General features: G+C 47.8%; 8 protein-coding genes. 2 read left to right on the forward strand and 6 right to left on the reverse strand.

Annotation, left to right across the window (positions count from 1 at the left end):
• The coding region (locus CRP01_RS29195; protein ID WP_170110589.1) for an NB-ARC domain-containing protein at positions 1 to 1,778 on the reverse strand (1,778 nt) is incomplete at its 3' end.
• 767 nt (positions 1,779 to 2,545) lie between these two features.
• On the opposite strand from CRP01_RS29195, the gene CRP01_RS29205 reads away from it, so the two are divergent.
• Both CRP01_RS29205 and CRP01_RS29210 read left to right on the forward strand, forming a co-directional pair.
• On the forward strand, positions 2,546 to 4,150 hold the full coding sequence (locus tag CRP01_RS29205) for a M23 family metallopeptidase (protein WP_099153608.1): 1,605 nt from the start codon (positions 2,546 to 2,548) through the stop codon (positions 4,148 to 4,150).
• Positions 4,151 to 4,426: 276 nt separating this feature from the next.
• Positions 4,427 to 5,971, forward strand: coding sequence for a 3-coathanger stack domain-containing protein (locus tag CRP01_RS29210; protein ID WP_099153609.1), 1,545 nt, complete (start codon positions 4,427 to 4,429; stop codon positions 5,969 to 5,971).
• A gap of 44 nt (positions 5,972 to 6,015) precedes the next feature.
• On the opposite strand, the gene CRP01_RS29215 is transcribed toward CRP01_RS29210, so the two are convergent.
• From CRP01_RS29215 to CRP01_RS29235, 5 genes are all read right to left on the reverse strand, one after another.
• Entirely contained in the window at positions 6,016 to 7,104 is a 1,089-nt protein-coding gene (locus CRP01_RS29215) for an adenylate/guanylate cyclase domain-containing protein (RefSeq protein ID WP_099153610.1), read from the reverse strand.
• On the reverse strand, positions 7,101 to 8,171 hold the full coding sequence (locus CRP01_RS29220) for an adenylate/guanylate cyclase domain-containing protein (protein ID WP_170110590.1): 1,071 nt from the start codon (positions 8,169 to 8,171) through the stop codon (positions 7,101 to 7,103). Before CRP01_RS29220 ends, CRP01_RS29215 begins: the two co-directional genes overlap by 4 nt.
• Positions 8,172 to 8,500: 329 nt before the next feature.
• Positions 8,501 to 9,751 (reverse strand): T9SS type A sorting domain-containing protein, encoded by a 1,251-nt coding sequence (locus CRP01_RS29225; protein ID WP_099153612.1) that lies wholly within the window; start codon positions 9,749 to 9,751, stop codon positions 8,501 to 8,503.
• Positions 9,748 to 11,514, reverse strand: coding sequence for a tail fiber domain-containing protein (locus CRP01_RS29230; protein ID WP_099153613.1), 1,767 nt, complete (start codon positions 11,512 to 11,514; stop codon positions 9,748 to 9,750). The genes CRP01_RS29225 and CRP01_RS29230 overlap by 4 nt, the downstream gene beginning before the upstream one ends.
• A gap of 324 nt (positions 11,515 to 11,838) precedes the next feature.
• Entirely contained in the window at positions 11,839 to 13,221 is a 1,383-nt protein-coding gene (locus CRP01_RS29235; protein WP_099153614.1) for a hypothetical protein, read from the reverse strand.
• Between the last annotated feature and the right edge of the window lie 47 nt (positions 13,222 to 13,268).

Raw genomic sequence — 13,268 nt, forward strand, 5'->3', positions numbered from 1 at the left:
TTTTCATAAGAAATGGCCAATCCGTTTTTAAAGGATACATTTTGTGGATATGCCTCATAGAGTTCTGTATTGAAGCGGGAGTATTCTTCAAAGAAAGTCAAAGCTTTGTCCAAATTGCCTGTAGTGCTGTGATAGCTACCTACTCTCTCACAAAGTAGACCAAGGCTATATTCAATTTGATTTAAGCAATCTATAAGATTTTCCGCGTACCAGGCAAACAGGCTTGCTTCTTCGTAGGTAGCGTTGATAAAATGGCCAATACCTGCTTGGTAATCGAGTTTCTCACTCAGACCGGCAATCAATTCCTGGCAGTATTCGAAAAGTTGTGGGTGTTTGCTACGGGTAATACTTTGGATTACCGGACTTACCTTAAAGGATACGTTTTCCGGATCGTAATCGATCCAGCCTTTCTGTGCCAGTAGCAGTAGTGTGTCATCCAAATTTTCCGTATCGTTTAGCAAATCGCTGAATAGTTCAAAGGCGATATTCTCCGCCGGCAGCACTGCAAAAAAGGAAAGTAGTTTGGTCTCCAGGGAGGTCAGATCGCTTAGATCGTACATAGCGGCAATGATATCCTCCGGCTTTTCCTCGCGCAGCGCCAAGGTGTCGGCTTGATAACCGGTTTTGACGGCCCGGCTGTGGGAGAGCGCCAGAAGCTTTTTTTCTTGCAGGTCCTGTAAAAGATCAGACAAGTGGTAACGTGTTCTCAGTCGATTGAAATTGCGCAGGTTTCTGGCCAGTAGTTCGATGACCAGCGTATTATAGCCAACGGCAGCTAGTATGGCCTCCAGTAGCTGATTTTCTGCCGGATCGTGTTCGGGATAATGTTTTTTGAAAAGGGTGACTGCAGTCTTTTTCTTCAAGTGGGAAATACGGTGGGAGGCAGCCTGTTCAAATTCAGTGATCCGGGTCGTGACCAGGACGTGAAAGTTGGGACAGGAGCGCAGCGCCAGATAATTTTTTTTCAATTCTTCGATCTCATTGGCGTTATCGATTACCAATAGGCAGGGCTCATCCAGATTGCTCATCGCTTCCAATAGTATATGGAGTCTCTGTTCATTAGGCATGGCCTCTGAGAAATTTATCTGCAAAGGAGGAGCAAGCGTAAGGAGCGCCTCTTGCAGGTCTAAGCCGCCAAATACCCAGGCTACATGCTGGTACAGATCCTGATACCGGCGATAATAAGCGGCAGCAGCAGTGGTCTTGCCGATGCCGCCTTCTCCATTTACGAGTAGTAAAAGATTATCTCCTGCCGAAAGCTTTTGGCGAATAGCCTCAAGATCATTATCTCGGCCGAGGAAGATCTCCGGAATAAAAGGGGGAGGGCCGAGCACCTTCTTGATTTTCCGTTGTTGGTAAGTGATAGTATCCAGGTTAGCTTCTGAAATGTCTTCGAGCGACCAGTCTAGGGCAGCTTCCTGTTGGCAGTAAAGTCCCCAGGGGAAACTCTCCTCTTCTGATGTGTCTAATTTTTGACCGCGATAGGCTATTTCTACTTTTGATTTTCTATTCTGCTCGATAAAAGATTTTGCGGTATCAAAAGCCTGACGAATAGTTTTTCCAGCCGCCAGTGCTTGATAAAATTGCCTGGATAACTGGCCGGCTAGCTCATCATTAATCTCAGCACTGGTGGCAATTACGGCCGGTACCCCCACCTCAAAAAGATCTTTTACCTGTTGTTGATTAGCACAGCCATTTAGAAAAACTAACTGTAAGGGCTGCTGGTCAAAGAGCGTACTTAAGGATCTGGAAGTAGTTTTTTGACCGTCGAGGTGCAAGTGAGTATCATGTGAATGGCCACCGTAATGGAAAATACAGATCTGATCGTGGTAATCGTTAAAGGCGTTGTAGATGTCATCCAGATTAGTCTGTGAAATAGATCGGTACTTGATCCTTTCCTGGCTATCCAGTTTTTGAAGAATTTCCCGGATAGCGCGCTCCTCTGCCTGTAAGTGCAGACGAAAGTCTGGATCATTCGCAAAGGAAAAAAGAAATACTGGACGTTTTGGTGACATGGGGAACCGGGAATTTCTAGTTTTGGTAGCAAAATATTAAAAGTTGTTAGTATTGATGAGCCAGAAAGGAGAAAATAGAAAAAATTATGCTTGGGGCATGCTGCTTTTAAAGATCAATTGATGCCTAGTATAATATATCAATTCTTCCTCATCTCATTATTACTATTTTACGGTTTCTTTGTTTAGCTAATTCCGGAGCAGTTGAAAGCTCAATTTCACATAAATCAAATGATGGGAAACCTTCGCTGGCGAGTTGGTAATTAGTGAGTATAAAAACAATCTTGCTTTTCTTTTATGTATGCGGCTATTAAGGGAGTAATTCGATTGAGATATTTTTTGTTATTTAATCTGATTATTTTCAGTTGATTACATGCCTTCTGTCTCTTCCGATCAAAGCCTTCCTTCACTTCTTTTTTAAAAAAAATCCAAAAAAGATCACCCCAAAGGGGCACATCCATTCCCTCTCAAACACACCTTCCCGAACCTATTACTAAAATCCATTACTATCATTTCAACCTATTCAAAAAACCATGAAAAAGATTTTTTTAACCTTAACCCCATTGATGATCCTTTTGCTGAGCAGTTTCCAAATACTGAATGCCCAGATTCGAGCAACTACTACATTACCTTCAGCTCGTTACTCCACTTCATCAACAGCGCCTTATATACTACCTTTCCTGGCAGATGATTTCAAACCCGGCGAACGGGTTTCTACCGGAAACCACGCAGCTGGTATCCAGGCCCTGGGAGAAGACATCGGCGTACAACGCTATACCGGAAATAGCAACTGGACTCCATACCATCCGGGTAAGAACGGATCAGCCAACAGCGATTACCTGATCTATAACAAGCCGATTTACGCCATGCGTTCCGGTAAGATCGTCGGTTGCTGGTGTAATGCTCCGCAGAATGCCAAACCCGGAGAGAAGCACCCTTACCTGAGTTCTGATAACAAGCGGATCCCGGGTGGCGGGAACATGCTTTGGGTGGACCATGCCGACGGTACCCGCGTACTGTACGCTCATATGATCCCCGGTACTATTCCCGGTAATCTTTGCGCCAACAAATCCACTATCTTCCCTAAAAAACTGGGAGCCGGCGAAAGTGAGAACATGTACGTGATGCTGCCGGCCGATAAGCAGGTTAACATCCAGCAGGGACAATACCTGGGCCGGGCCGGTAACTCCGGAAGCTCAACTGCCCCGCACCTGCATATCCACCTGCAAAAAGGCAACCAGGCGGCACCGCTGAACTTTAGCAAAGGCCTGTACCTGATGCGCCCCAATAACAAAGCCAACATTGCATCTAAATGGACGGCTCTGAACGGCAGTACCATTCCGGATGGAAAGATCCTACTGTGGCCTCACCGGAAACTGACCAATGAGTATGCCCGCCACGGCTTACCGGCCGGTGACTATCAGCGCCTGTTTGATCACCTGGCCGACTCGGGCTTTGCTCCCGAATGGATCGACGGATACAGCGTGGGGAACAAAATATTCTACAACTTCGTCTGGAGAAAATCTACCGGTGCCTGGAGAGCCTACCACGGATTGAACAGCGCCGCCTACCAGTCGGTGATGAACAAAGCGGTAAGCGACGGATACTCTCCGCTACAGGTAGAAAGTATCAAATACGGAAACTCGGTCCTCTACGCCGCGATCTTCAAAAAAGGTCTGAGCGGTGCCTGGACTGCCAAGCACGGATTAAGCGCGGCCCAGCACCAGGCTAACTTCAACAACCTGACCGGAAGTGGCTACCGCCCAATGAGTGTCTCCGTGGTTTCCATCAACGGCAATAAGCAATACACGGTGCTGTACCGCAAGGTGAACATTGGCAGCTATGTCCTGAAATCCAGCCTTACTTCGGCGCAATATCAGGCTGAAGTGAATAGCAACAAAGCGGCCGGAAGAAAACCGGTCTACATTGCCGCCTACATGCACAACGGCACCCCCTACTTCTCCGCGATCTTTGCGCAGAACCCGGGTGGTTCCTGGATCGCCAAGCACGACCAGACTGCCGCCCAGTACCAGGCCAACTATAATAACTCCACCGGTTCGGGATATCTGACCCGGGTAGTGACCGGCTACGACGGCGCTCAGGCGAATCACCGCTTTGCATCCGTTTGGAGGAAATAAAGAGAATCGCTTTAAATCAAACAACATCCAGGATCAGGTTACCCTAGTGGGGGTAACCTGATTTTTTGTTTGTGCCTGTATCCTTATTTGCTCAGGAGGTTAAGCCAGTTCAGGTTCTAATTCAGATAATGGTCTACTATATAATTGGAAATCTTACCGCCAGTATCCTATCTCACCTTTTTTAGTATGCGATGGTGATCGTAATCATAGTAAGCGGGTAAAAAGGCACCTAACTTGACCAAGACAATTCTTTAAGATCTTACCCAAACCATTACCATGACCAAGTTTACACCGTTCTTGCCGCAGTTTTCCGTTTCCACGGTAAAGCAGTTATTCATTTTGCTGGCATTTTTTGCCGCAATTAATGTCGGGAGCGCCCAAAGTTGCCTTCCGGGCGGGATCACCTTTTCTTCTCAGGCCGACATTGATGATTTTGCCGACAATTATCCGGGATGTGCAACCATTACCGGAAATGTAATTATCGGAAGCCTCAATTCTCCAAGTAGCAGTATTACGAGTTTGGACGGCCTATCGGGCATTACGGCTATCGGCGGAACGATCTATATCCAAAACAACCTCAATTTAACGTCATTAAACGGCCTGCATAATATCAATTCAATTGGAGGTGGGTTGCACGTTTCCGGTAATTTCTCCCTAGCCTCTTTGGACGGTTTAGCCAGCCTTACTTCTATCGGAGATGTGCTGAATATTTATCAGAACCGCTTAATTACGGATCTCGGTGGTTTAGCGGGGATCTCCTCCCTGGATGGAACCGTATTTATCCAGGGTAACCAGAATTTAGCCTCTTTAAACGGGCTGCACAACCTGGTCTCGATTGGAGGAGAATTGTACATTTCCGCAAATTTTTCTTTGCATAATTTAGTCGGTTTAGGCAATCTGGCTTCGATTGGAGGTGGGTTTTATGTTTTTCAGAATTACTCCTTAAGTTCTTTCGACGGGGTGGAAAATTTGCTTTCGGTAGGAGGCAGCCTAAGCATCTCCACTAATTTTTCTCTGGCCTCTTTAAGCGCTTTGAAAAAACTGGTCTCCGTGGGACTTTCCCTGGATCTGGTAGACAATCCTATGCTCAGCTCCCTGGATGGATTGGACAATATCATTTTTCAGAATATCAGTCCACTGATCGAATTTGTGATCATTGACTGCCCTAAACTTTCCTTTTGCGGCGTTCAAAGTGTCTGTACCTTCCTCGCTTCCGGAGGAGAGTTTATCATTGAAAACAATGCTAACGGCTGCAATACCATTCAACAAATCAGTGCGTCCTGTGGAAACTGCATTGCTGATACCGCTTCCCTAAACGATAATCCGATATTGGACAATACCATTATGGTGGTCTACGATTGGATTAAATCTGCGGGGGTAATTGAAACGGGCAGTAAAGTCTCGATGCAGGCGCAAAATTACATTTTACTACAACCGGGCTTCCACGCCCAAAATGGCAGTGAGGTACAGTTGCTGATCCGGGATTGCCCGGTGAGTGCGGCCACGACAACTCCTCAGCCGGTATCGCCTCCGGCCTCCAGTCTTTCGATTCCCGAAAACCAATTGAGGATATATCCTAATCCTGCTTCCGACCTCGTAAACATTGATTATCAACTACAGACACCCCAGCCGGTCAGCCTTTGGGTGCAGGCGGTCAACGGTCAAAAAAGCGGGAACTATCTGCTGCGGGATGTTTTCCGGGAAGCCGGTGACTGGCAAATGGTCATCAATACCAGTCATTTGTCCCCGGGTATGTATGTCGTTTTTTTGGAAACCAAACAGGATCGTTTGGTGCAAAAATTATTGATCGTGAGAAATTAGCCATCGAAGTATGGAAATGAGGACAAGCTGCATCTGATCTGCAACTAACCGGCGTTTGCTCCATGAAATTCCGGAATATTCTCGGCCAGGGTATAGACCCCAAGCGTATCTATTTCATTACCCTTGATCTCCGCTTTCCGGTAAGCTTTGAACAAGGCCGGTAAAGTAATGCGGTTGAGCAGGGTTTCGGAGATCAGAATAGCTTCCTGCAACTGTAAGTCGGAAAATTTCTTTTCAATGGCGCTGGTTTCATACAAAACTTCACCCTGATACACGATTTGACTTTTTACATCACCCAGTTCCCCAACGATGACTTTACCGCAATGAAAGCTGGTGGAAAAGCGCGGTACGAATCCATAGTTTTCCAGGTATTGTTCCCGCAGTCTTTTTATCCGGTTCTTGACGTGAAAATATGTCATGATGCAGTTCGCTTTTTCCAGACCGGTCTTCATTTTCCAGGTTACGACCACCTGATCACCTACATAGGTATAGATCATACCTTTAGTCGAAAGAATACACTCGGTAATGTCCAGAAAGAAATCGTGTAAAAAGTTGTGGAACCGTATTTCGCCCAACTGCTCGGCGATCGTGGTGGAAGACCGGATATCGAGGTACATGAAGATCCGCTCCACTTCTTTCGGGTTATGGAACCGACCGGAGATATAGTTGATCAGTACGCCCTGGCCCAGTTTCCGATTGATCTGCCGGATGAAGATGATCAGCCCGATAAAAGCGAATGCATAGAATAGGAGAACGTCATAATCCTCTTCAAAAAGGAATGCCTGAAACTCATCGCTTTTGATGTGTTCCAGGTAGCCCCGTTCCAGGTAAATAGATTCATTAAAGGCCATGACCGCCGGGATCAGCAGCGCGAAAAAGAAAAAATAAATGGAGGTTTTGAGCGCAAATGTTCGGATGAAGGACGAACGACGTTTTAGCGGATCAAAGATCTCCAATTCCAGAAAAGAGATCGCCAGGCCACCGATCAAACCAATGCTAAAGCCGTTCACGAACGGAAGCATTTCACTAAATCCATCCCCGAATACGGGGTAGAATAAACCGATGATAACACCGAAAAGGGTGATTTTCAGCGTACTGCGAAGTTTTCGTTTTTGTGTTTCGGGTATGATCATTTTATAAACTGTGTCTCGGATTCTTTTAAGGCGTACAACTCGATGTCCTGGTGTTTACCCCTTAGTCCGAATTTGCCCAATCGTTCTTTACGATAGAGGATCGGCAGGGTAATGTGCTCCATCAGATCGGAAGAGATCAGGAAGTTATTTTCCCAATTGGTTTCCCCAAGGATCCTGGCCGCCGTGTTCATGACATCTCCGTGGTATTTAATTTCACTCTTTACATCCCCGATCTCGCCCCGTATCAAGCGTCCAAAATGTAGGGAAGCATGAAATTCTGGGATGAAACCGTACTTCTCAAAGTAGGTCATCTTTTTGGCTTCAATGATCTCCTGGATTTCAAAAAAGGTGCGAATACAATTGGCTTTTTCGGTTCCCCTTTTGACATCCCAAACCAAGAGGATCTCATTTTCGACGTATTCATAGAATTCACCTTTGTGAAACAGGACCGTTTCGGTGATGTCAAAAATGATATCGTTCAGGTAGCGAAAAAATCTTACCCGACCGATCTTTTCAATGATCGTTTTCACTTTTTGGATCTCAATAAACATGATAATTCGTTCCACTTCCCGGGGATGAAAATACCGGCCGGAAATGAAGCCGAATAGTATTTTAGGCCCTATCTTCCTTTTGATCTGCATGATGAAGATCACGATCGTCACGAGGGCCAGGGTGTACAGGATCCCAAAAAGGAAATCTTCTTCCCACAGGTAATGCTGAAACTCATCGCTCAGGTAGACCGAGCGAAAATTCATATCGTTGCGAAACATGCGGGATATGATCATGACCATCGTAATGGTCGCGGTAATGGAAAAAGTGTATAAGAATATTCGAAGGAAAAAGATCTTATAGAATTTGAGCTTCCTGACCTGTCCGGTGAATAGGATGAATTCAAAAAACGCAACGAGCACCGCCGTGATCAGACCAATGACCAGGGTATTGATAAAAGGATGGATCGAGGAAAAGCCATCGGAAAAGACGGTATATAGCGGTCCCAGTACCATCCCCGCCAGTAATAGCACTTTGGCGTTTTTTAACTTCCGTGTCTGTTCTAACGTCAGCTGCATATCAGGATTACCGGTTCGTGAAAGCATAGATAAAATGCTTCCAATCTAAATTGCACCTTTACAGATTAGAGGATACTGATTTGCATCAACTGCGGGGGTGAGATTGCTTAGAGGGGTACAGTTTCTTTACCAAAGCCTGGTGGTGCGTCGCTACAGAGGCGCTCCGGGAACCACCGCTTTGTTACTCTTCGGAGAAAACAAGCAGATGGGCTTCGGAAACTGAAACCACCTCCAGGATCAGGTCACACTCGTAAGAATGACCTGATCCAGGAATTAGTTTGGACTACCGAAATTATTATTGAGCTGGTTTAAACTTGCAGCCAGTCCTTTCAGCGAGCCATCTTAATGAGTCTCGTCGATACCGGCAATCCATTCATACCGGTAGTTTTCAATAGATAGATCCCTGCGGGTAAATGACCCAGATCAATCTCCGTCGGTACGGAGAAACCAGGCCCGTAGCCCGGATCGATCTGCATAACTAACTGACCCGACAAAGTATACAGCCAGATCTTACCGCTAGCATGTAGTACCGTCAATTTTTCCGCAAAGGGATTGGGATAAACGATCAGAGCCGACGAGGTCGCACGCGCATCGTGTGCATCGACGAGGCTCATCCCACTGCGTACCCCAAGCAGGCCGGTGCCAGAGATACCCGTGCGCGTCTGGGAGTAAGTAGTGGAGCCAAGGATGGTGGCCTGACTGCCGGGTAGGGCTCCGTAATCCCAGTTCGCGCCGTCCCAAAAACCGACGGCGCTATCGTTGCGGTCGAAGGCAAGCTCGTGTTCAAGCTCCCATAGCAGAGTCACTTCCAGGTCATTGACGCCCGCCGAAGCCCGTGTGATTTCCCAGGAGGCATCTACCACTTCGCTGCTTAAAGGCATACCGCTACTGCCGTTGGCAAAATGCTGCTCATGGCAACGGACGCCCAATGGTCCGCTGGTCCCATGCTGCCTGACGACCATGGGATTATAGGAGCTCAGATCAAAGCCGATAGGAAAGGTGAAGCCGTTGTCGCCCAGGTCCGACTTGATCAGTTCGCCGTCACTGCCGGTGACAATGTAGTTGTTGATGTCGTAACCTCTAATGTCGCCCCCCGAACCGATAGCGAGGGTTTTTCCCGGGAGCAAAATTTTGTTTTGGCCGGATAAAAATTCGAGTCGCCGACCAATGCCCAGATCGTCGGCCAGGGTAAGGTTGGCGACCGCTTTGGTCATTTCCAGGATATGAAAAGCATCACCGCCGGAAGTGACCATGCTATTGGCCGGCCCCACAAAATTGACGGTAGAAGTCCCGGCGCTAAAGGTGGCGGAATTCTGCCAGTCGCCCGCCAGTTTGTAGCGGCCGTTACCCTGCAGCGTAGCCGATCCACTGTTGGTGATACTGCCGGAAGTCGACAACATTCCCTCATTGATCAAGGTCCCACCGCCGGTATTGGTCACATCGTCGTTACTGTGAAGTAGGGCATTCGGACTGATATGCACCGTGGTGCCCTGGATATATAGCTGGGCCCCGACACCCGCGGGCACTCCCAAGACCGGCAATATGCACAGCAGGAATTTCCAGGAAAGTGGCTTTTTCATTTGTTCGGGGTTTTAGGGGTTGATTCAGCCCGTTGGAGCATGGCAGCTTCCAGCCGATCCAGCCGGGATTTTAATTCATTCCTTTCCGATTGCAGGTCTTCCATCGCTACCTGGGAGGCTTCCAGTCGGTTCGTCAAAGATCCGATCAGCGTCTGTTGCTCCTGCACGGCCTTCACCAGCGGCACCACAAACTGTGCGTAGCGTACGCTGTACAGGCCCACCTCATCACCGGCCTTTTCTACTCCGCTAAAGTCGTAGCCCAGCTCCCGGGCAGCCTGCGCCACTTCCTGAGCGATGAAACCGGTCATCTGCTTTTTTTCTATGTCGTATTTGGTAGGCCAGTCTGCCTCCGCCATTTTATCGCGGGAATCGCGGGGGAATAATTCGTTTTGTTTGTGGATATCCAGATGGTACGTCACCGGGCGAAGCCTGCTGATAAAGGACAGGCCCGGTACATTCTCCTCTACCTGTGTTTTGATCCGGGCGTCGCTGTAGGTACTCCATCCGACCTGGCCGCCTATCCAGGAGACGCTGGTATTGCCGATAGCCACGCGGTTGCTGGCGAAGATCATATGCCCGGCGTCTACTCCAAGACAGGTCGTATTATCCAGATTGGGGATCACGGTAAAAGCGGCGGTTCCAATAGCGGTATTCCAATTGCCAGTACCGTTTGTCGACAGGGTGAATGGGCCAACCGCCGTGTTGCCCCGGCCGGAAGTATTATTGGGTAAAGCCCGATGACCGATGGCCGTATTTAAGATACCGATGGTGTTTAGGAGCAGGGACGAGTCTCCACTAGCGGTGTTGGCGGAACCGATCGTGTTTTCTCGCAGCGCAGAGAAGCCAAGTGCGGTGTTTCTATTTCCCGTACTGCCATTAAACATGGCATTGGCTCCAATGGCCGTATTATCATACCCGCTGGAGTTGGATTTTAGAGCAGAGAAGCCGGTGGCTGTATTTCCATCACCGTTTCGGTTATTAACCAGAGCATTACTGCCAGTAGCGGTATTTTCCTTGCCCACACCATTAAAAGAAAGAGCTAAATGACCAACGGCTGTGTTGTCATTGCTTTGGTTTAAAGATAGCGCATGATGGCCAATGGCGGTATTCATCCAGCCATTGATGTTCGACTTCAAAGCGTCCACCCCAATGCCCGTATTCATGGTACCCGTGGTGTTTTCATGCCCTGCCCAGAAGCCCAGGAAAGTATTACCATCAAGAGGGTCAGGAATGCTTGGCATAACATTCATGTTTACTCCAGCGCCCTGTCCGATTAGCGTATGGCGGCGGTTCCCAAATTGCAGTGGGGTAAAACCAGCAGCATTTTCCTGCAGCCACATTCTTTCCACCCCGTTGATATCAAATCGGATCACATTATCATTGCTGGTTTCCTCCACCTGTATTTTTGTGTTCCCATCGGTATCGGCGATGGAGGTAGACGTCCCGGTTCCCGGACTGCTCAGATCGGTCCATTCGCTGCCGTTGTAAAACCAGAAACCGGCGGTATTGGTATCGAACACCAGCAAACCGGTGGCCGGAGCAGCGATCGCTGCCCGCTGCGCAGAAGTCATGCGCGGGATGAGGATGCCCTTATCCGAGGACCGCAACTCCAGCACGGCACTGGGGTCGGGCGTTGGGGTGCCGATACCGACATTTCCGTTCTGAGCGGTGGCTTGCAGGCCGAACGCCAGCAGAAGTAGAACCAAATTAAAATAATCGTATATCGTGATGGATATACCGGATGTTTGTTTAAGCTTTATCATAATACCTGGGTATTTAAGTGTAAAAAATTCTTCGTCTCGAAGATCTGGGAAACCGATCCGAAAGGCCTTTACTTATTTCGCATTCGCTTTTAGCTATTTCACGTTACACTGGAAAGACTTGTACTCATTTAAAATGGGTAGGCACACTATTGGACAAAATGAGAACGATGGAGTGACTGGAAGAGAGGGAGAGGCGCATTTCTTTCACCCCTTCACCTTGTCACCTTGTCTCCCAATCTCCTTGTCTCCTTGTCTCCTTGTCTCCTTGTCTCCAGGTCTGCCCATTTGAAACAAAATGTCCAGTAGCGTAGCAGTAGTTACCTGCTAATAGCAAGCATCCAACATCTTCAAGGTCTCTTGAAAATTGCTCCATCGTCCATGTTCCCGCTGCTCACTGCGATCCATAGCCAAATATTCGTAACAACCCATTAAGAGCGGCTCCATGAGTTTCTTATAGTCTGCCCGGAATATGGAGATCTCTTCTCCGGTCTTTTTATTCAAAATGACCCATTCTTTATTGAGGGGACCTTCTGCTCTTGCCGCGCTCATTTCCTGTCCCGCCAGGGCCACTTCCAGGGCCATAACATTCTTTTTAAGCGGTTCATTATCGCTGTTATTCACCAGATCCTGTGCACTGTCGTACCCAGCTACCCGGACCAGACCATCTCTAATTTCGCGCAGTTCTTCGGGGCTGGAGGTCGCTATGATACTATCCATATTGGATTCATAATTATTCTTTTCGGCATCTTTTTTGGCCATTTCCGAAGCAATTACGGTGGAGGCAATAGACGTCGTTTGAGCAAACAGCGCCCCTAAAAATTTATTAAAGGAAGTGGGGTAGGGGTTTCTAAAAACGTGGAAAGTTTCTCCGTTGAATTCCTCTTCCACAAACGTATCCTGATACGATATAAAAGTAGTGACCACGCCGTCGATCGTTTGGGTAAAGGATACGCCGTCCCCGGGCGTAAACTCCTGTATTTTCCCGTTTTGATCCTTTAACAAGACCCGTTCCGCAAAAAAATTATCCGGTGCTATGACCTTTGCCAGCTCACCGGTAAGGGTTCCGGTCGGTAGAAAAAGGGTGCCATCGTAATAATCGTCCGCCATGGCTTCCAGGTTTTCCTGCCGGACAGCGGACTCGCTTACAGTATATCCGTATCTCGCTACTTCCGAGATCTTACCAGAATATTTTTTGTCACCTTTGATGATATAATTGCTGAGCTCACCATCTTTTCTGCGCAGTCTGAATTCCCCCTCCAGGCGGGTACCATCCTTCAGGATGACATATCCCGGCCGGGGTTCGGAGCTGGTGACCACTTTGTTCATCACTATCCCCATGTCTCTCCATTCGTACATACTCTCGGGGCTGTCGTTTATGGGTTCGCCGGAAGTATTAATGGTTTTTGCGGTTGATTGGGGACGGTCGCGCCGCAGCAGACCGTAGGCGGATAAGGCCGCCAGTGGGAAATCAATTTTTTTACCGTCGCCTTCAAAGGCTACTTCTTCTACCGAAGATTTGGACCCCGTCAGGCTGATCGTACCTTCGAGTCGTTTGCCCGATTTTAGCACGACAAAACCGGGTTCTGCTTCCGTTTTATTGCGTTTCCATACGTAATTTTCAATGGGGGTCTCATTAGTCTGAGCTATCGTATCGGGCACAATTATTATAATGCCCATCGAAATGAACAGGAAGATTAATTTTCTCATGGCTAGATGTTTATGGTAACGATATGCTATGCTGAGATAGAAATGAT

The organism is Flavilitoribacter nigricans DSM 23189 = NBRC 102662 (assembly GCF_002646595.1).
In the GTDB taxonomy this organism is placed as follows: Bacteria; Bacteroidota; Bacteroidia; order Chitinophagales; family Saprospiraceae; genus Flavilitoribacter; species Flavilitoribacter nigricans.